We start from the raw sequence: 18,038 nt of genomic DNA, 5'->3' as shown, positions 1-18,038 counted from the left end.
GTGATCACCTTTGTATCCCCTGCTCAAAGATTGAGCAGAGCATTCAATCACGTGGGTCAAAATTCGATGAAAATTTCCAGCTCTAGTGGGTCAGTTCTGCCCGGACATCAACAAACTGGACTGATGCAACTCGCTCGCGCACTGTCGGCGATATCAAATGAAACACCGAAGAATCAAGGAGTCCCTGCATGACCGTTGCAATGAAGCCAATCTATCTCGACATTGCATCTGTGTCCGACGCGACTTCCCTGTCGCCGGCCGTGATTCACAAATTGGTTCGCCAAGAGCAATTCCCGAAACCGCGCACACTATCCGGCAGACGCGTCGGATGGCTCACACGCGAAGTCGAAGCATGGGCCGAGGGCCGTACTGTGTCGGAATTCCTCCCGCCGCCCAACTGCGGGACGGGCCGACGCGGAGAACGGGGAAATGAAGTCTAAGAGAGCGTTTGAAGCACCGCAATCATTTGCGCCCATATCGGGCGCAAATGACTCAGCACCTCTAGGCCTGATTAAGGTAATAATTCACATCCGCATTATCACCCTTACCACCGGTGTATCCTGGTTTAACGCCAGCGGCGTCACAGGAAATTTCAAAGTTGCTCGCTTGACTGTAAGGGTTCGACCAAGAAACAAAAACAGTATGAGTACCCGTCTCATTGGTGAATTTATACTTAAGGTATCCCATAGTCCCGGCCATTCCTTCAGAATCGGTTTCCCATTGTCCCTCCGCACCCGAAGCAATGGTGCCAGGGGGCTCAGTCACCCAATGTCCCATTTCCACACCGGATTGCACTAATAGCAAATCGAACTTCGTGTTGTTGGAGAATATCGCCGCTACGCTACGCGCTGCCATTCGAATCACCTCATGTTCAAATAGTGGTCAAGAGATTACAGCGCCACGATGCAATCCAATCTGCACCACACCAAGGCATCTTCAACGTAGCGCAAAATATTTCACAAAAAAAGCTGTCATTTATAACAGCCTTTTTGTATATAGCATCAGCAAAGTAATCGCAACACGCTTTTTCCACCCCAAATATAGAAAGTCGCGAGTTTTTCCCCAATCACATCGGGGGCAAGTGAACAACCGCTCCCCGCAGCGCCTGTTCGCAACTTGACTAGCAAATAGGCCATAGCGAAAACCGTCAACACCCCCTACTTAAAGGTCAACGGATCGCGAGGGCGAGCCAGGCGCTGCGAGTTCCTCCAACTTCAGATTGAGTTTCGATAGCCAATACCGCCGTTCGTCGTCGTATTTGTGTCTGTTGTAAACGCCTCCAACACCGCGAAGCATGTGGCCGAGAATTGCCTCTCCGATCTCGAACGGACATCCCATAGCGGCCAGCATGGTGCGGACCGTCCGACGAAGATCGTGAGGCGACCAATGGGTGACGGGCAGGCGGGGCCGGGCCTGCTCCGGTCGTGTTTCACTGTAGGGCATGTGAAAATGGACAGCCTGCCCGAATACCTTCTGCTCCATATAGCCGCCACGCTCAGCCGGAAATAGCCAGCCGTCGCCATAGCGCTGCATGCGTCGACGCACGATCGCCTCGGCCCTGCCGATCAACGGCACCCGAAGATCCGTAGCATTTTCGTGCCGAGCATTCTTGGTTTTGGCTTTTGGGATCGTCCACCACAATCCATCCTGTTCGTCGGTGATTTCCGCCCCGGCCATTGCTCCGACTTCGACCCCTCGTGTGCCGGTCCACAGGTATAACGTGAGCGCGTCCTCAACATTCCGGCTGAAGTTGGGGAGCCAATTTATAAGAACTCCCACTTCACCGTCACTCAGAAATCGTTTTGCGGTTCCGACTGGTTGGCCACCAATCCGCTTACCGATGCTTCGCAACCGACCCCGCATAATTTGCCGCCACCAATTCGGTGTGCCTTCGGGCAAGCGCCCAGCGTCGAGCGCATAGTCCCAAGCTGCTCCCAACTCAAGGCGAAGTTTTGTCGCCTGAACGGGGATATGGCGGAATGCGTCGATCATTGCAAACGCCCGCTCCCGTGTGAGTTTGGCAGCCGGGAAGTCGGCAATCCCGCCGATCATCGTGCGGAACATCCGTGCGACCTCGGCCGCGCCCTTCGGTTTGCGACGGATCTCGATGTGCCCTTTCAGGTATGCACCGCATACCTCGCCCACTGTCAGCGAATCCCCTTGCTGTACCATTACGGCGACAGAGCTGTTAGGTTGCCGCTTCGCGAGCGCCGGGTCGTTGCCTGCGTTGCGCTGGTCCCTGAGGCGCTCCCATTCAACGGCGGCAGCTGCGACCGACATGGCAGGCCATTCGCCGATTTTGATTTGTCGCATGCGCCCGTCGACGGGCGATTTATACCTGTAAGTCCAGCTACGACGCGAGGCTGCTGCCTCGAGCCGAAGACCGGGACAACCGTCGATGCTCAAGTGTGCACCGGGCAAAAGTTGCTTTGCTGTACGCGCGTCAAACCGCATTCAAACCTCGGCGTAGGTTTCCGCCATTCATCGGCCGGTGCCGGCGTAGGCGTAGGTTTCGTGAAAGGCAAAAAGCTACGCTGGCGATGGAAATTTAGCAAGATGTCACGACATGGGGAAATTCGACAGCGAAGTCCCCAAAACAGACGGAATGCCCTGATGGATAAGGACGTGCAGGAAATTACAGAAGCAAAACAGCGACTTACAGAAGCCGCTTTTAGTAACCACACCCCGATGATGCAGCAGTACCTCCGCATCAAGGCCGACCATCCCGACACGCTTGTCTTCTACCGGATGGGCGACTTCTACGAGCTGTTCTTCGAAGACGCGGAGAAAGCCGCACGCCTGCTCGACCTGACCCTCACGCAACGCGGTGCCACCGCCGGCACGCCGATCAAGATGGCCGGCGTACCGCATCACGCGGTCGAGCAGTATCTTGCGAAGCTCGTGAAAATGGGCGAATCGGTCGCGATCTGCGAGCAGATCGGCGATCCCGCCACGTCGAAGGGCCCCGTCGAGCGCAAGGTCGTGCGCGTCGTCACGCCCGGCACGCTGACCGATGCCGCGCTGCTGTCCGACAAGAACGACGTTTACCTGCTCGCGATGTGCACGGGCCACAACAAGCGCGGCGTCGCGGTGAACATCGGCCTTGCATGGCTGAACCTCGCAAGCGGCGCGCTGCGGCTCGCCGAAATCGAACCCGATCAGCTCGCGGCCGCGCTCGAGCGCATCCGGCCGGCCGAGATCCTGACGCCGGACGGTGCGACCGACGCCGTGCCGGCCGGCGCGGGCGCCAGCAAGCGCGTGCCGGCCTGGCACTTCGACATCGCATCGGGCACGCAGCGCCTGTGCGACCAGCTCGATGTCGCGAGCCTCGACGGCTTCGGGGCGCATTCACTCACGAGCGCGTGCGGCGCGGCCGGCGCGCTGCTGCTGTATGCGGCCGCCACGCAAGGCCAGCAACTGCGGCACGTGCGCAGCCTGAAGGTCGAGAACGAAACGGAGTACATCGGTCTCGATCCGGCCACGCGCCGCAACCTCGAGCTGACCGAGACGCTGCGCGGCACCGAGTCACCGACCCTGTATTCACTGCTCGACACCTGCTGCACGACGATGGGCAGCCGCCTGCTGCGTCACTGGCTGCATCACCCGCCGCGCGCGTCGGTCGCTGCACAGTCGCGCCAGCAGGCAATCGGTGCACTGCTCGATGCACCGGCCAATGCAAGCCTCGATGCACTACGCAGCGCGCTGCGCCAGATCGCCGACGTCGAACGGATCACCGGGCGTCTCGCGCTGCTGTCCGCCCGCCCGCGCGACCTGTCGAGCCTGCGCGACACGTTCGCCGCGCTGCCGGCACTGCGCGAGCGCATCAGCGCGATCGTCGCGAACGCGGACGCACTCACCCGCGTCGACGCAGCGCTCGCACCGCCCGCCGAATGCCTGGACCTGCTGACCAGCGCGATTGCGCCCGAGCCGGCCGCGATGGTGCGCGACGGTGGTGTCATCGCGCGCGGCTACGACGCCGAGCTCGACGAGTTGCGCGACATCTCGGAGAACTGCGGGCAGTTCCTGATCGATCTCGAAGCGCGCGAACGCACGCGCACCGGCATCGCGAACCTGCGCGTCGAATACAACAAGGTGCACGGCTTCTACATCGAGGTCACGCGCGGCCAGACCGACAAGGTGCCCGACGATTACCGCCGGCGCCAGACGCTGAAGAACGCCGAGCGCTACATCACGCCCGAACTGAAGACCTTCGAGGACAAGGCGCTGTCCGCGCAGGAACGCGCACTGGCGCGCGAGCGCGCGCTGTACGACGCGGTGCTGCAGGCACTGCTGCCGTTCATCCCGGAGTGCCAGCGCGTCGCATCGGCACTCGCCGAGCTCGACCTGCTCGCCGCATTCGCCGAACGCGCCCGCGCACTCGACTGGGTCGCCCCCACCTTCACCGACGAGATCGGCATCGAAATCGAACAGGGCCGCCACCCTGTCGTCGAGGCACAGGTCGAACAGTTCATCGCGAACGACTGCCGCTTCGGCACCGAGCGCAAGCTGCTGCTGATTACCGGTCCGAACATGGGCGGTAAATCGACATTCATGCGGCAGACCGCGTTGATCGCGCTGATGGCCTACGTGGGCAGCTACGTGCCGGCCAAGTCGGCATGCTTCGGCCCGATCGACCGGATCTTCACACGGATCGGCGCGGCGGACGATCTCGCGGGCGGCCGCTCGACGTTCATGGTCGAGATGACCGAAGCCGCTGCAATCCTCAACGACGCGACGCCGCAAAGCCTCGTGCTGATGGACGAGATCGGCCGCGGCACGTCGACGTTCGACGGCCTCGCGCTCGCGTGGGCCATCGCGCGCCACCTGCTGGCGCACAACGCGTGCTACACGCTGTTCGCGACGCACTACTTCGAGCTGACGCAACTGCCTGCCGAATTCCCGCAAGCGGCCAACGTCCACCTGTCGGCCGTCGAGCACGGCCACGGCATCGTGTTCCTGCACGCGGTCAACGAAGGTCCGGCCAACCAGAGCTACGGCCTGCAGGTCGCGCAGCTCGCCGGCGTTCCGGCGCCCGTGATCCGCGCCGCGCGCAAGCACCTCGCGTATCTCGAACAGCAGTCGGCGTCGCAGCACACGCCGCAACTCGACCTGTTCAGCGCGCCGCCGGTGGCCACCGACGATCTCGAATGCGCGGACGCGCCGGCGCTGCCCGACACACCGCATCCGGCGCTCGAAAAACTGCGCGACATCGATCCCGACGATCTCAAGCCGCGCGAGGCGCTCGACCTGCTGTACGAACTGCGCACGCTGGTCCGGTCGCACGATGTCGACGGACACGCGTAAGCGCATCCCGCGCGGCCTGCCGGCGCGCACGGCCGCCGCGCTCGCTGCGGCCGTGCTCACGCTCGCGCAGGCCACCGCGCTGGCCGCGCCGCCGAAGCGCAGCACCACGCCCTACTCGTTCGCGGTCGTGTCGGGTGTGATGAACGCCCCTGCGGACGAGCCCGCCGCCCAGCGGCTGCTCGATGCGATCGCGCGCGAGCGCAACCTCGCGTTCGTCGTCTATGCGGGCGATCTCAAGGGTTCGAAGGAAGCGTGCCGCGATGCACTGTATTCGCAGCGTGGCGCGATCCTGGATGCGGCACGCGTGCCGCTCGTGTTCATTCCCGGCCACGACGACTGGGTAACGTGCAACACCGCGGCTGGCGGCGGCTACGATCCGGTCGAGCGGCTCGATTTCCTGCGGCAGACGCTGCTCGCCGATTCGGCACTGCCCGACCCCGGCGCGCTGCAAATCACGCGGGAAAGCGAAGTCGCACGGTTCCGGCCGTATCGGGAAAACGCACGCTGGATGCGCGACGACATCGTCTACGTCGCGCTCAACGCGCCGGCGCCGAACAACCACTACCTGACGGCCGGCGGGCGCAACGGCGAATTCGAGGACCGCATCATCGCGAACGGTTTCTGGATCGACCACGCGGCCGAATACGCGAAGCGGCGGGAGGCACGTGCGATGGTGGTGATGTTCGAAGGCGATCCGCAGTTCGAACGCTATGAACGCGCGGAACGCTTCGCATGGCTGCGCTTCAACCGGCCGCGCGTGCGCGACGGCTTCCGTGAATTGAAACGAACGCTGGTGAAGGCGGCGGCGACGTTCCGCGGCCCGATACTCGTGATGCATGCGAGCGGCGAGCCGCTTGCAAACGGTTTTCTGATCGACCGCCCGCTGCGGGCAGATGACGGTGAACTGGTGGGTAACGTGACGCGCGTCGCGATCGGACCGCGCCATCCGACGAATCAGTGGGTCAAGGTGAGCGTGTCGCCGGCACGGCAGACGATCTTCAACGTGAGCCTGCAGGAGGTGCCGAAGAACCTGCCCGTGCCGCCCGCGCTGCCACTCGCGCCGCGTGACGACGTGCCGCTGCCGCAGATGCCGGAAATCCCTGCGTTGCCGGCGCTGCCCGACGCGTCGTCGGTCGCGCCGCCATTACAGGGTGACGGCGCCGCACCGGGCGGCGCATCGTGGCCGGCGCCCGCCCCTGCGTCGGGGCCGGCACCCGGCCTGCCTGCGAGCTCAGTGCAGGGTACGCCCTGACGGCGCTTCACCGTCTTCGTCTTCGTCCTCGTCGACGATCTCGAGCCCTTCCGCACCATGTGCGTGCTCATGCTCGATTTCGTCTTCGGTGGCTTCGCGAACGTCCTTCACGGTGAGCGCGAAACGCAGCGCCATGCCTGCCAGCGGGTGATTGCCGTCGAGCACGACCTTGTCTTCGGCGATGTCGGTGACCGTGTAGATCAGCGAATCGACTTCCTCGTCGCCGTCTTCCGGCGTGCCTTCGAACTGCATGCCCACTTCGAGCGGCTCGGGAAAACGATCGCGCGGCTCGATCTTCACGAGTTCGGGATCGTAGTCGCCGAACGCGTCCTGCGGCTCGAGCTGAACCTGCGCCTCGTAGCCCGGCTCATGGCCGTCGAGCTGTTCCTCGATCTTGGGGAACGTGCCATCATAGCCGCCGTGCAGATAGACCATCGGCTCGTCGCTTTCCTCGATCAGGTTGCCCTGTGTATCCGACAGCTTGTAAGTGACGGACACGACGGTGTTTTTTGCGATTTTCATCCAATTCTCCCAATTACAAGTCTCATTATACGATGCGCAACCGGTCTCAAGCCGAACCGCAGGATGCCGCTGCCGCCCCGCTCGGCGCGCCGCCTTCCGATCTTCCCACACCGCTGCTCGGTGGTCTTACGCCGGCGCAATTCATGCGCGGCTACTGGCAGAAGAAGCCGCTCCTGATCCGCCAGGCGATCCCGGGCGTCGCGTCGCCGGTCTCGCGCGACGCGCTGTTCGAGCTCGCAGCGGACTATGACGCGGAATCGCGACTGATCACCCATTTTCGTAACAAGTGGCAACTGGAGCACGGCCCGTTCGAGCCCGGCTCGCTGCCGGCCGTCACGCGCAAGGCCTGGACCCTGCTCGTGCAGGGACTCGACCTGCACGTCGATGCCGCGCGCGCACTGCTCGACCGCTTCCGCTTCATCCCCGACGCGCGTCTGGACGACCTGATGATCTCCTATGCGACGGACGGCGGCGGCGTCGGCCCGCACTTCGATTCGTATGACGTATTCCTGCTGCAGGTCGAAGGCCGGCGCCGCTGGCGCGTCGGTGCGCAGAAGGACCTGTCGCTGCAACCGGACGTGCCGCTGAAAATCCTCGAAAATTTCGAACCGAGCGACGAATGGGTGCTGGAACCCGGCGACATGCTCTACCTGCCGCCGCACATCGCGCACGATGGCGTTGCCGAAGGCGAATGCATGACCTGCTCGATCGGCTTCCGGGCCCCGTCCGCCGGTGAGCTGGGCGCCCAGTTCCTGTACTATCTCGCGGAGCGTGGCGGCCTGCGCGACGGTTGCGGCGACGACCTTTACCGCGATCCGAAACAGCCGGCCGTCGACACGCCCGCCCAGCTGCCTCCGGCGATGGTCGAGCGCGTTGCCGAGATCGTGGACGCGATCCGCTGGCGCAAGCGGGACGTCGCCGAATTCCTCGGCTGCTACCTGAGCGAGCCCAAGCCGAACGTCGTTTTCGACCCGCCCGCACGCCCGCTGTCCGAGGCCGCGTTCGTCACGCAAGCGTCACGCCGGGGCGTGTGTCTCGACAGAAGGGCCGCATTGATGTATAACGCGCGCTCGTACTTCATTAATGGTGAAGAAGGACCGCTCGAGCAGGCCAGCGAATGGCTGCCCGAACTGGCCAATCAACGCCAGATGGAGGCGAAACGGTTTGTAACACTATCCCGGGTTCCCTCGATGACAGCCTTGTTGCACGAGTGGTATCGTGCGGGCTGGATACGGGTCGGAAACCGGATTTAGTGTGAGTCGCCCCGTATGCCCGTACAGATCAAATTCTGTATGGGAAAGACAACGTATTGACCCCGCATTTGTCGACGGTCGATAGGAAAGTGCATATAATTTCCGCCCAAGCCGTAGGGAAGATTCACGCTCTAAGAAGTGCATCTCCACCAGCGGCCCAGGTCGGTGTTGGAGCACATTACCGGTATTGTTTCGCGCTGTTGCTTACCTTTAACCATAAAAGGACGTGATCATGAAGAAATCCCTCCTCGTAGCTTCCCTGTTGGCTGCTGTTGCACTGGCTGCTTGCAACAAGAGCGCTGATCAAGCTGCTTCGTCGGCTGCAAGCGACGCGGCTGCTGCTGCTTCGTCGGCTGCTTCGGCAGTTGCTGGTGCTGCGAGCGACGCTTCGGCTGCTGCTTCGTCGGCAACGGCTGCTGCGAGCGACGCTGCTGCTGCAGTGGCGTCGGCTGCTTCGGCAGCGACGGCTGCTCCGGCTTCGGGCGCAAGCCAGTAAGCCTCAGCGTCAGCTGAAAAAAAACCGGCCCGAGGGCCGGTTTTTTTACGTCTGCCGTTTCTGCGTCTATCGCACGGCAGTCGCACCGGGCCGCCGCAGCGGCCCTGCCCCGCTCATCCGAGCGCCAGCCAGTCGAAGCCCGCGTCCTGCGTGGCCACGACCACGTCGTCTCCGCTCGTCCCCAGCACACCGCCAAACGCCTGGCGGACCAGTTCCGGCAGGTTGTTCTGTTGGCTCAGGTGCGCGGCGACCAGGTGCCGGAGGCGGCTGCGCTCAAGCGACGCAAGGATGTCCGCCGCCGCGTCGTTGCTCAGGTGGCCATGGTTGCCGCCGATGCGCGCCTTCAGCGACTGCGGATAGCGGCTCGCGGCCAGCATCGCGGTGTCGTGGTTGGATTCGAGCACCAGCGCGTCACAGCCGCTCAGTACGGCCGTGATGTGCGGCGTGGCCATCCCGACGTCCGTCAGCACGCCGAGCCGGCTGGCGCCGTCCATAAAGACGAACTGGAGCGGCTCACGCGCGTCGTGAGGGACCGTATAGGGCATCACGGCCAGATCGCGTATCGCGGCCGTCTCGTCACCCCACAGCACGTGGAGATCGACATCGGCCTCATCCGCGCCGACCGCGCGCGCGGTGCCCCAGCTCATGTAGAGCGGCAGCGATCCGCGGCGGGCAAGCGTCAGCGCACTGCCGACGTGGTCGCTGTGTTCGTGGGTAATGAGAATCGCATCGAGATCGCCGATGCAGAGATTCAGTCGGCCGAGCCGGCGCTCGACCTCCTTGGCGGAAAAGCCGCAGTCGAGCAGCACGCGGGTGGTCGTCGTGCCGCTCGAGGCCTCGACGACCAGCGCGTTGCCTTCGCTGCCGCTTCCGAGGCTGGAGAATCGCACGCGCTTAGTTCAACTGCGCGTGGAGCAGCGAAATGATCCGCTGTGCGTCCGACGAGTTATCGACCTGCCCGTTTGCGCCGACCACCGCAACCTGCGTACTGCCGTTGCCCTGTGCGCGCACGTTGACGAGGTACTCCTTGCCGGGCTTCGCTGCCGACGGACCGCCATAGAACAGCTTGCCGAACAGACCGTCGCGCTTGAGCTCTTCCATCGTGTTCGCATAGCGCACGGTGTACACCCCCTTCTCGCGATCGCGATTGTCGACCGCGAAATTGGTGCGGTCGAGCGCCAGGCCGACACGCAGCCATGCGCGGTCGAACGACTCGGCCAGTTGCAGCGTTGCCCCGCCGCCGCTGGTGTCGCTGACCTGCGCGGGCGCCGTCGCGGGACGCGCATCGGTCAGCAACTGCTTCGCCTGCGCATCGGTCAGGCCGAACTTCTGCATCAGCTTCGACAGGAATACGGCTTCGAGCACCGGGTTGCGCGGACGCTCCTCCCAACGCGACGACGTGCCGCCCTGCGGGCCGACCATCATTTCTTCCATCGCGCTGTGCGTGATCGAGATATCGGTGTTGCCGTCCGACGTGCGGTTCACGAGCGTACGGAAGCGGTCCCGCGTGCCGGACGAGTACGCGAAATCGATGACCTTGCCGATCGTGCGGCGGAACCAGTCATCGGGAATGTTCGCGCGGTTTTCAGCCCAGTCGGTGGCCATGATGCCCGTCGACGGCGCATCGGTCTTCAGCGAGAAGCCGTTCTCCTGCCAGAACTCCTTCAGGATCGGCCACAGCTGCTCGGGCGTGCGGCCATCGACGACGAGCCAGCGGCGGTCGCCGTCGCGCTCGATGTGCATGCCGAGCGGATCCTGCGCGCTCGGGATGCCGTCGGTGGCGTTGCCGGCCTGCGTCGTGACCCGCGGCGGCAGCGTGCCGAGGCCGGCGTTGCTCGGCGGTGCGACGAACTGCTGCGTCGTCGGCACCGGCTTCAGGTCGCTCGGCACCGCGAGCGGCGGCGCGGAACCGGTGTTCTTGTAGTTGACCCGGTCAGGGGCCAGGTAGTCGTTCAGCGTATCGCAGCCGGCGAGCGCGCCCAGCGCCAGCGCCACCACCGACATCTGGATGGCGCGAGAGGAAAAGGCGAAACGTTTCATGAAATCCTTCGTCTTGCTAGAACGCTCGTCAGGAGCGGCGCCGGACGGAGCCGGCCGGTGCGGGTTGATCAGGGTTCGAGCCGGCGGCCGCAGGACGCGGCCGCCTCGGCATCAGGCGAGGACGCCGGCCTCGACGAGGGCCGAACGCACGGCTTCGTGGCAGCGCTCGTCGAGCGCCGTGAGCGGCAGCCGGATGCCGCCCTGCATCTTGCCCATCGCCTGCAGCGCCCACTTCACCGGAATCGGGTTCGCTTCGATGAACAGGTTCTTGTGCAGCGACAGCAGCTTCATGTGCAGCGCGCGAGCCGTCTGTACGTCACCGGCCAGCGCCGCGCGGCACAGGTCGCTCATTGCGCGCGGTGCGACGTTCGCCGTCACCGAGATGTTGCCGTGGCCGCCGAGCAGCATCAGTGCGATCGCGGTCGGATCGTCGCCGCTGTAGATCGCGAAATGCTTCGGGGCGGCCTTGATCAGGTGCGCGGCGCGATCGATGTTGCCGGTCGCTTCCTTCACGCCGATGATGCCCGGGACTTCCGCGAGGCGCAGCGTCGTCTCGTGCGCCATGTCGGCGACCGTGCGGCCCGGCACGTTGTACAGGATCACCGGCAGGTCGACCGCTTCGGCGATCGTCTTGAAGTGACGGTACATGCCTTCCTGCGTCGGCTTGTTGTAGTACGGCACGACCTGCAGCGTCGCGTCCGCGCCGACAGCCTTCGCGTGCTTCGTCAGCTCGATCGCCTCGGCGGTCGAGTTGCCGCCCGCGCCCGCGATGATCGGGATGCGTTTCGCCGCATGCTCGACCGCCGTGCGGATCATCAGGATGTGCTCTTCGACGTTGAGGGTTGCCGACTCGCCGCTCGTACCGACCACGACGAGCGCATCGGTGCCTTCCGCGATGTGCCAGTCGATCAGTTTGCGAAACGCCGGCAGGTCGAGACTGCCGTCTTCGAGCATCGGGGTGACGATCGCGGGGATGCTTCCGCGGATTTGAATGCCGTCTTGGGTGCCGTTAGCCATGAAACGCGATTGAGGTTATGTACCGGTAAACATTGAGATTGTAGCGGATTAGCCGGGCAGTTCGTAACGTGGAATTCCCGCCCCCGCCTTCGGGGTCGCGCCCTCGCGCACTGCGCAGAGACGCTGGACGAACGCCTCGCGCGGCGCGGCGACGAACCCGTCCTCGTACGCAACCACCCGCAGGCGGCCGTGCACGGCGTCCAGCAGCTCGCCCGGGGCGAGCAGGAACGCGGGGTTGGACGGTTTCCCGACCGTTTCGTTTCCTTGCGCGAAGGTTTCGTAGATCAGCACGCCGCCCGGCGCCACCGCATCGAGCAGATGGGGCCAGAGCGGACGATGCAGATAATTCGTGACAACCACCGCCGCAAACTGCTCGACGGCCGGCAACGGCCACGGCGCGCCTTCGAGATCGGCGTCACGGGCATCGACGCCCGGAATCGAACGCAATGCGGCCAGTGCGGCCGGGTCGCGCTCGACTGCGACGACCGGATGCCCGTGCGACGCGAACCAGCGCGCATGGCGGCCGCCGCCCGCCGCGACATCGAGAACCGCGCCGCGTGGCGACACGAGCCGCGACCATTGCGCAACCCAGCGCGACGGCTCGGCCTGGGCGACGTGGCCGCCCGCAGCGGCGATGACGGATGCGCTCATGCGGTCGATCAGTTGTACGACAGGCCCATCGCGTCACGCACGTCGCGCATCGTTTCCGTCGCGTACTTGCGCGCCTTGTCGCAACCATCCGCGACGATCGCGCGCAGCAGCGACGGATCGTCCATGTACTTCTGCGCACGCTCGAGCATCGGCTGCTGTTCGCGCAGGATGCCTTCGACGACCGGCTGCTTGCAGTCGAGGCAGCCGATGCCCGCCGAGCGGCAGCCTTTCTGCACCCAGTCGTGCGTGGCTTCGTCGGTATAGACCTGGTGCAGTTGCCACACCGGGCACTTGTCGGGATCGCCCGGATCGGTGCGGCGCACGCGCGCGGGATCGGTCGGCATCGTGCGGACCTTCTTCGTGATCGTCTCGGCGTCTTCACGCAGGCCGATCGTGTTGCCGTACGACTTGGACATCTTCTGCCCGTCGAGGCCCGGCATCCGCGATGCTTCGGTGAGCAGCGCCTGCGGCTCGACCAGGATGATCTTGCGCGCGCCTTCGAGATAGCCGAACAGGCGCTCGCGGTCGCTCATCGACAGGCTCTGCGATTCCTGCAGCATCGCGCGCGCCTGTTCGAGCGCCTCGTCGTCGCCCTCCTGCTGATACGCGTTGCGCAGCTCGTGATAAAGCTTCGCGCGCTTGCCGCCCAGCTTCTTCGCGGCATCGAGCGCCTTCTCCTCGAAGCCCGGCTCGCGACCGTAGAGGTAGTTGAAGCGGCGCGCGATCTCGCGCGTCATCTCGACGTGCGGCACCTGGTCTTCACCGACCGGCACGAGCGAGCCGCGATACAGCAGGATGTCGGCCGCCATCAGCACCGGATAGCCGAGGAAGCCGTAGGTCGACAGGTCCTTGTCCTTCAGCTTCTCCATCTGCTCCTTGTAGGTCGGCACGCGTTCGAGCCAGCCGAGCGGCGTGCTCATGCCGAGCAGCAGCGCGAGTTCGGCGTGCTCGGGCACCTTGCTCTGGATGAACAGCGTGGCCTGCGCCGGATCGATGCCGGATGCGAGCCAGTCGATCAGCACGTCCCACACGTTCTTCTCGATGACCTCGGGAGTCTCGTAGTGCGTCGTCAGCGCATGCCAGTCGACGACGCAGAAGAAGCACGGGTACTCGGACTGCAGCTTCACCCAGTTTTTCAGCACGCCGTGGTAGTGACCGAGGTGCAGCGACCCGGTGGGTCGCATGCCGGAGAAAATACGTTCAGGGAACATGGTTGTCGTTAGAGAAGCGAGGCGAATGGGGACAGGATGGCGCTCAGGACGGCGTAGCCGACGTTGACGAGCGGGCGCAGCCAGAAGTTCGTCAGCACGCCCGTCGCGACCAGCACGAGGACGATGATGAAACCGTACGGCTCGATGCGCGACAGCGCGATCGATTGCTTCGTCGGCAGCAGCGCCGCCAGGATGCGGCCGCCGTCGAGCGGCGGCAGCGGAAACAGGTTCAGCACGCCGAGCACGAGGTTCGCGCTGACGCCGGCAAACGCCATCCGCGTGAAGAACGGCTCGTCGATGCCGACGGCGGGCAGCACGAGGGTCAGCACACCCCAGATCAGCGCCTGCACGAAGTTGCAGGCCGGGCCCGCGAGCGATACCCACAGGCTGCCCCAGCGCGGATCGCGCAGGTTGCCGAACGACACCGGCACCGGCTTCGCATAGCCGAACAGGAATGCGCCGCCCGTCAGGAAATACATCGCGAGCGGGATCGCGATCGTGCCGAGCGGATCGATGTGGCGCATCGGGTTGAACGACACGCGCCCCATCATGTAGGCGGTGTTGTCGCCGAGCAGGCGGGCGGCGTAGCCATGCGCGGCCTCGTGCAACGTGATCGCGAAGATCACGGGCAGCGCGTAGACGGCGATGGTCTGTATCAGGGAAGCATCCATATCGCGTTATTGTAACAAGCGCACTCGCGCAAAAAATGGAACGGCGCGCTTACGCGGCCGAGAGTCCGAACGGTTCGAGCGCGCCGCGCCCCGCACGCACGAGCTCGGGCTCGTCGCCGGTCAGGTCGATCACCGTCGACGGCTCGCGCGGGCACGCACCACCGTCGATCACGAGGTCGACCTGCTTCTCGAGCCGCTCGCGGATTTCTTCGGGATCGTTGAGCGGCTCGTCGTCCGGCGGCAGGATCAGTGTCGTGCCGAGCAGCGGCTGGCCGAGCGATTCGAGCAACGCGAGCGTGATGGCATGATCGGGCACGCGCAGCCCGATCGTCTTGCGCGACGGGTGCGACAGACGGCGCGGCACTTCCTTCGTCGCCTGCAGGATGAAGACGTACGGGCCCGGCGTCACCGACTTGATCTGCCGGTACTGGCGGTTGTCGACCATCGCGAAGTTGGCGAGCTCCGACAGGTCGCGCACGAGCAGCGACAGGTGCTGCTTCTCGTCGAGGCCGCGAATCCGGCGCACGCGCTCGACCGCGTCCTTGTCGTCGAGATGGCACGCGAGCGCATAGCTCGAATCGGTCGGCATCGCGATCACGCCGCCCTTGCTGACGATTTCCACGGCCTGCTTGATCAGGCGCGGCTGCGGATTATCCGGGTGAATCCTGAAGAACTGGGACATGGGGGTCGTAAAGGGGGAGAAATCGGATGCGCGCGGCCGGCAGCAACGCAGGTGGCAGGCCGCCGCCCGGTGTCAGAGCCAGCGTTCCCAGACCGGTGTCAGGTCCGGCGGCAACGGCGGCAGGCTGCCGAGCTCGACACGGCCCTCGCCTGGCGCATGGAAATCCGAGCCGCGCGACGCTTCGAAGCCGAAGCGGCGTGCGACGTCCGCATATTCGCGGTACTGGTCGGGCGTGTGGCTGCCCGTGACGACCTCGATCGCGCGGCCGCCCAGATCGATGAACTCGCCGAAGAACGCGTCGAATTCGACGGGCGTGTAGCGGTAGCGGCCCGGATGCGCGACGATGGCTTCGCCGCCGGCGGCCCGAATCCACGCGACGGCGTCGGGCAGCGTCGCCCAGCGGTGCGGGACGAACCCGGGCTTGTCGTCGCCGAGCAGCCGATCGAACACATCGGACGTCGACGTCGCGTGGCCGTTTTCGACGAGGAAGCGGGCGAAGTGCGTGCGCGAGATCAGGTCGGGATTCGACACGTACTTCAACGCACCTTCGTACGCGCCGGGAATGCCGAGCGTGGCGAGCTGCTCGCCGATCGCCACCGCGCGCGCCGCGCGGCCGTGGCGCGTGCGGTACAGGCCGTCGACCAGCACCTGGTTCGCGGGATCGACATTCAGGCCGACGATGTGCACGGTGCGCGACGCCCACGTGACCGAAATCTCGACGCCGCTCAGGTAGCGCATGCCGAGCGCTTCCGCTTCGCTGCGCGCCGCTGCCTGGCCGCCGATCTCGTCGTGGTCGGTCAACGCCCACAGGGTCACGCCGCCGGCATGAGCGCGGCGCGCGACGTCGGCAGGCGGCAGCAACCCGTCGGAAACATTCGAATGGCAGTGGAGATCGGCGTTCATTGTCGGCATGGCAGGTAAGGCTTCATTCTACTGCAACGCGGCAATGCGCCGCCCGCGCGCCCCGCCGCTGCCGCCGCGCGCTTACGCGCAGAACGCCTCGATCAGCGCCGCAATCTGCTCGGGCTGGTCGTGATGGACCATATGGCCCGCATCCTCGACGAGCTTCTCGCGCCAGTCGGGGAACGCGTTGAAGCGCGCCTTGAATTCCGGGAGCGGAATGTCGCCGGCGATGTGTGCCAGCGTCGGCGAATTGACGGCTTCGACGTGCAGCACCTTCGCGCGCACCTGCGCCCAGGTGGCCATCACTTCGTCGAGCCGGTACAGCTGCGGGCCAGGCATCTTGTGCGCAGGGTCGGCCAGCAGGTGGTACAGGCCGTCGTCGCCGCGCTTCGACCAGTGCGCGGCAAGGAACGCCGCACGGCGCGGGTCGAGCCGCGGATTGGTCTTGGTCAGGCGCGCCGCCACGTCGTCGAGGGACGCATAAGGGCGCAGCACGGGCGGTTCGCGCAGTTCGTCCAGCCAGCCGCGCAGCCGGCGCGGCGCCTGCTCGGCCCGCGCCGGCGCCAGCCCGAAACCCTCGAGATCGACCACGCGCCGCACGCGCTCCGGCCGCACGCCGGCATACAGGCACACGACGTTCGCGCCCATGCTGTGCCCGACCAGGTTGACTTCGCCGGCCGGCGCATAGTGGTCGACGAGCGCATCGAGGTCGCCCAGGTACTCGTGGAACCAGTAATGGCCGCCGCCCTGCCGCGCGACCGGCCAGTCGGACAGCCCGAAACCGCGCGCATCGGGCGCGATCACCTGCCAGTCGCCCGCGAGCGCATCGACGACGAACTGGAACGACGCCGCGACGTCCATCCAGCCGTGCAGCATGAACAGCGTCGGCGCATCGGGCCGGCCCCAGCGCCGAACGTGCAGCTGGACGCCGCGCACCGTGACGAAATCGGAAACAGAACTCGACGCACTCATTGCAGCCGCCAGAAAAAAGAATGATCGTTCGATTATAGCGGCGACGCCTGCTTTCCGGCGTCCGGCAATCGAGGCGCTGCTCTAGCGGCGCGCGTGCGCCCGGGACCACCGGGAAGCGCCATGTCCCGGGCACCCGGGACGGCAGGCGGCGGTCGAAGCGCGGCCGAACGCGAGCCGGCTAGCGTGGCGCGCCGCCCTCCGCCACGTCCTGCGCGGCCAGTTCGTCGAGTTCGGCCTGCTCGAATCCGGCATCGCGGCGCGCATCGAAATTGAACGGGCCGCGCAGCCGCGGCGCATGGTACTGCTCGGCGAGCTGCCGGTAGGTCGGCACGGGATCGCGGCCGGCTTCGTCGCACAGATGCCGGAACCAGCGGTTGCCGATTGCGACGTGGCCGATTTCGTCGCGCAGGATCACGTCGAGGATCGCGGCCGACGCATCGTCGCCCGCCTGCACGAGCCGCGCGCGAATCGGCGGCGACGCGTCGAGCCCGCGGGCCTCGAGCGTGCGCGGCACGAGCGCCATGCGCGCCAGCACGTCGCCCTTGGTCCGCTCGCACATCTCCCACAGACCGTTGTGCGCGGGAAAATCGCCGTACGCATGCCCGAATGCCGCCAGGCGGTCGGACAGCAACGTGAAGTGATAGGCCTCCTCGGCCGCGACCTTCAGCCAGTCCGCGTAGAACGGGGCCGGCAGGCCCGCGAAGCGCCAGACCGCGTCGAGCGCCAGGTTGATCGCATTGAACTCGATATGGGCAAGCGCGTGCAGCAGCACGGCGCGCCCTTCCGGCGAACGCATGCTGCGCCGCTCGAGCTGGCGCGGTTCGACGAGCGGCGGGCGCGCCGGACGCCCGGGCAGATCGGCCGGGTCGGGCAATTCGAGCGACGGCGCGATCGCCGCCTGCCCGGCCAGCAGCGCATCGTAGAGCGCGCGCACCTGGGCGGCCTTGGCCGCTGGTTCGGCGTCACGCAGCGCCTCGAGCGCGGCGCGGCGCACACAGGCCGACGCATTGCCGAAAGAAGAAGACTCCATGCTCATAAACGGGGACACCCTGCGGGCGCATCGC

The 18,038-nt window shown here is 65.4% G+C and carries 19 protein-coding genes and 1 pseudogene; 7 read left to right on the top strand and 13 right to left on the bottom strand.

Translation table 11 applies throughout. The features are described 5' to 3' along the window. The coding region (locus tag FFS49_RS42405; RefSeq protein WP_212746057.1) for a hypothetical protein at nucleotides 1-192 on the top strand (192 nt) is incomplete at its 5' end. Further along, nucleotides 189-440 (top strand): AlpA family phage regulatory protein, encoded by a 252-nt coding sequence (locus FFS49_RS22560; protein WP_325085619.1) that lies wholly within the window; start codon nucleotides 189-191, stop codon nucleotides 438-440. The genes FFS49_RS42405 and FFS49_RS22560, both read left to right, overlap by 4 nt. A gap of 61 nt (nucleotides 441-501) precedes the next feature. Here FFS49_RS22560 and FFS49_RS22555 read toward each other — a convergent pair whose 3' ends face one another. Together FFS49_RS22555 and FFS49_RS22550 are read right to left on the bottom strand one after the other, a co-directional pair. Beyond that, nucleotides 502-855 (bottom strand): Crystal protein ET79, encoded by a 354-nt coding sequence (locus tag FFS49_RS22555; protein WP_137910038.1) that lies wholly within the window; start codon nucleotides 853-855, stop codon nucleotides 502-504. A 306-nt stretch (nucleotides 856-1,161) separates the two neighbouring features. Then, nucleotides 1,162-2,454, bottom strand: coding sequence for an integrase family protein (locus FFS49_RS22550; RefSeq protein WP_105816913.1), 1,293 nt, complete (start codon nucleotides 2,452-2,454; stop codon nucleotides 1,162-1,164). A gap of 159 nt (nucleotides 2,455-2,613) precedes the next feature. Here FFS49_RS22550 and mutS point away from each other — a divergent pair, with 159 nt between their 5' ends. Both mutS and FFS49_RS22540 read left to right on the top strand, forming a co-directional pair. Continuing rightward, nucleotides 2,614-5,304: a DNA mismatch repair protein MutS gene (gene mutS / locus FFS49_RS22545; protein ID WP_105816914.1), complete on the top strand. Its 2,691-nt coding sequence runs from the start codon at nucleotides 2,614-2,616 to the stop codon at nucleotides 5,302-5,304. Then, on the top strand, nucleotides 5,285-6,556 hold the full coding sequence (locus FFS49_RS22540; RefSeq protein ID WP_171026815.1) for a hypothetical protein: 1,272 nt from the start codon (nucleotides 5,285-5,287) through the stop codon (nucleotides 6,554-6,556). Before mutS ends, FFS49_RS22540 begins: the two co-directional genes overlap by 20 nt. Here FFS49_RS22540 and FFS49_RS22535 read toward each other — a convergent pair. Continuing rightward, nucleotides 6,536-7,078 carry a peptidylprolyl isomerase gene (locus tag FFS49_RS22535; protein WP_046546033.1) on the bottom strand — a complete coding sequence of 181 codons (543 nt, stop codon included), beginning with the start codon at nucleotides 7,076-7,078 and terminating at the stop codon, nucleotides 6,536-6,538. The genes FFS49_RS22540 and FFS49_RS22535 overlap by 21 nt on opposite strands. A 32-nt stretch (nucleotides 7,079-7,110) precedes the next feature. Between FFS49_RS22535 and FFS49_RS22530 the strand changes: the two genes are divergently transcribed. From FFS49_RS22530 to FFS49_RS22520, 3 genes and pseudogenes are all read left to right on the top strand, one after another. Beyond that, nucleotides 7,111-8,331: a cupin domain-containing protein gene (locus FFS49_RS22530; protein WP_105816915.1), complete on the top strand. Its 1,221-nt coding sequence runs from the start codon at nucleotides 7,111-7,113 to the stop codon at nucleotides 8,329-8,331. 56 nt (nucleotides 8,332-8,387) lie between these two features. After that, a pseudogene (locus FFS49_RS43070) lies at nucleotides 8,388-8,634 on the top strand (hypothetical protein). Beyond that, nucleotides 8,564-8,827: a hypothetical protein gene (locus FFS49_RS22520; protein WP_021162672.1), complete on the top strand. Its 264-nt coding sequence runs from the start codon at nucleotides 8,564-8,566 to the stop codon at nucleotides 8,825-8,827. Before FFS49_RS43070 ends, FFS49_RS22520 begins: the two are co-directional and overlap by 71 nt. Before the next feature lie 113 nt (nucleotides 8,828-8,940). Here the strand turns inward: FFS49_RS22520 and FFS49_RS22515 are convergent, their stop codons facing one another. The 10 genes from FFS49_RS22515 to FFS49_RS22470 form a co-directional block, all read right to left on the bottom strand. Then, on the bottom strand, nucleotides 8,941-9,717 hold the full coding sequence (locus tag FFS49_RS22515) for an MBL fold metallo-hydrolase (protein WP_039364717.1): 777 nt from the start codon (nucleotides 9,715-9,717) through the stop codon (nucleotides 8,941-8,943). A 4-nt stretch (nucleotides 9,718-9,721) separates the two neighbouring features. Next, nucleotides 9,722-10,867: an outer membrane protein assembly factor BamC gene (gene bamC / locus FFS49_RS22510; RefSeq protein WP_039364718.1), complete on the bottom strand. Its 1,146-nt coding sequence runs from the start codon at nucleotides 10,865-10,867 to the stop codon at nucleotides 9,722-9,724. 111 nt (nucleotides 10,868-10,978) lie between these two features. Then, nucleotides 10,979-11,884 carry a 4-hydroxy-tetrahydrodipicolinate synthase gene (gene dapA / locus FFS49_RS22505; protein WP_046546036.1) on the bottom strand — a complete coding sequence of 302 codons (906 nt, stop codon included), beginning with the start codon at nucleotides 11,882-11,884 and terminating at the stop codon, nucleotides 10,979-10,981. A gap of 48 nt (nucleotides 11,885-11,932) precedes the next feature. Then, complete coding sequence (locus tag FFS49_RS22500; protein ID WP_039364720.1) at nucleotides 11,933-12,535, bottom strand: class I SAM-dependent methyltransferase; 603 nt, start codon at nucleotides 12,533-12,535, stop codon at nucleotides 11,933-11,935. Nucleotides 12,536-12,543: 8 nt separating this feature from the next. Beyond that, nucleotides 12,544-13,746, bottom strand: a complete 1,203-nt coding sequence (locus tag FFS49_RS22495) for a tryptophan--tRNA ligase (protein WP_011352534.1) — start codon at nucleotides 13,744-13,746, stop codon at nucleotides 12,544-12,546. A gap of 8 nt (nucleotides 13,747-13,754) precedes the next feature. After that, on the bottom strand, nucleotides 13,755-14,417 hold the full coding sequence (locus FFS49_RS22490) for a site-2 protease family protein (RefSeq protein WP_039364721.1): 663 nt from the start codon (nucleotides 14,415-14,417) through the stop codon (nucleotides 13,755-13,757). A 49-nt stretch (nucleotides 14,418-14,466) separates the two neighbouring features. Continuing rightward, entirely contained in the window at nucleotides 14,467-15,099 is a 633-nt protein-coding gene (locus tag FFS49_RS22485; protein WP_039364722.1) for an L-threonylcarbamoyladenylate synthase, read from the bottom strand. A gap of 72 nt (nucleotides 15,100-15,171) precedes the next feature. Then, the gene (locus FFS49_RS22480; protein ID WP_071334957.1) at nucleotides 15,172-16,002 is read right to left on the bottom strand and encodes a 3',5'-nucleoside bisphosphate phosphatase; all 831 of its coding nucleotides are present in this window, start codon (nucleotides 16,000-16,002) and stop codon (nucleotides 15,172-15,174) included. 81 nt (nucleotides 16,003-16,083) lie between these two features. Next, complete coding sequence (locus tag FFS49_RS22475) at nucleotides 16,084-16,974, bottom strand: alpha/beta hydrolase (RefSeq protein WP_071334712.1); 891 nt, start codon at nucleotides 16,972-16,974, stop codon at nucleotides 16,084-16,086. Between the two features lie 178 nt (nucleotides 16,975-17,152). Then, the gene (locus tag FFS49_RS22470; RefSeq protein WP_105816917.1) at nucleotides 17,153-18,010 is read right to left on the bottom strand and encodes a ferritin-like domain-containing protein; all 858 of its coding nucleotides are present in this window, start codon (nucleotides 18,008-18,010) and stop codon (nucleotides 17,153-17,155) included. Nucleotides 18,011-18,038: the final 28 nt, after the last annotated feature.

It is taken from the genome of Burkholderia sp. 4NA327C6 (assembly GCF_005502655.1).
In the GTDB taxonomy this organism is placed as follows: Bacteria; Pseudomonadota; Gammaproteobacteria; order Burkholderiales; family Burkholderiaceae; genus Burkholderia; species Burkholderia contaminans.
Note: the sequence above shows the minus strand (reverse complement) of the source record. Positions and strands in the feature narration are given on the sequence as shown.

Bases quoted from the DNA above. Each gene is read 5' to 3' on its own strand.
- FFS49_RS22500 (WP_039364720.1), bottom strand. From the start codon at position 12,535: ATGAGCGCATCCGTCATCGCCGCTGCGGGCGGCCACGTCGCCCAGGCC.
- FFS49_RS22520 (WP_021162672.1), top strand. From the start codon at position 8,564: ATGAAGAAATCCCTCCTCGTAGCTTCCCTGTTGGCTGCTGTTGCACTG.
- bamC (WP_039364718.1), bottom strand. From the start codon at position 10,867: ATGAAACGTTTCGCCTTTTCCTCTCGCGCCATCCAGATGTCGGTGGTG.
- FFS49_RS22485 (WP_039364722.1), bottom strand. From the start codon at position 15,099: ATGTCCCAGTTCTTCAGGATTCACCCGGATAATCCGCAGCCGCGCCTG.
- FFS49_RS22490 (WP_039364721.1), bottom strand. From the start codon at position 14,417: ATGGATGCTTCCCTGATACAGACCATCGCCGTCTACGCGCTGCCCGTG.
- FFS49_RS22540 (WP_171026815.1), top strand. From the start codon at position 5,285: ATGTCGACGGACACGCGTAAGCGCATCCCGCGCGGCCTGCCGGCGCGC.
- dapA (WP_046546036.1), bottom strand. From the start codon at position 11,884: ATGGCTAACGGCACCCAAGACGGCATTCAAATCCGCGGAAGCATCCCC.
- mutS (WP_105816914.1), top strand. From the start codon at position 2,614: ATGGATAAGGACGTGCAGGAAATTACAGAAGCAAAACAGCGACTTACA.
- FFS49_RS22530 (WP_105816915.1), top strand. From the start codon at position 7,111: ATGCGCAACCGGTCTCAAGCCGAACCGCAGGATGCCGCTGCCGCCCCG.
- FFS49_RS22470 (WP_105816917.1), bottom strand. From the start codon at position 18,010: ATGAGCATGGAGTCTTCTTCTTTCGGCAATGCGTCGGCCTGTGTGCGC.
- FFS49_RS22555 (WP_137910038.1), bottom strand. From the start codon at position 855: ATGGCAGCGCGTAGCGTAGCGGCGATATTCTCCAACAACACGAAGTTC.
- FFS49_RS22550 (WP_105816913.1), bottom strand. From the start codon at position 2,454: ATGCGGTTTGACGCGCGTACAGCAAAGCAACTTTTGCCCGGTGCACAC.
- FFS49_RS22480 (WP_071334957.1), bottom strand. From the start codon at position 16,002: ATGAACGCCGATCTCCACTGCCATTCGAATGTTTCCGACGGGTTGCTG.
- FFS49_RS22495 (WP_011352534.1), bottom strand. From the start codon at position 13,746: ATGTTCCCTGAACGTATTTTCTCCGGCATGCGACCCACCGGGTCGCTG.
- FFS49_RS22475 (WP_071334712.1), bottom strand. From the start codon at position 16,974: ATGAGTGCGTCGAGTTCTGTTTCCGATTTCGTCACGGTGCGCGGCGTC.
- FFS49_RS22560 (WP_325085619.1), top strand. From the start codon at position 189: ATGACCGTTGCAATGAAGCCAATCTATCTCGACATTGCATCTGTGTCC.
- FFS49_RS22535 (WP_046546033.1), bottom strand. From the start codon at position 7,078: ATGAAAATCGCAAAAAACACCGTCGTGTCCGTCACTTACAAGCTGTCG.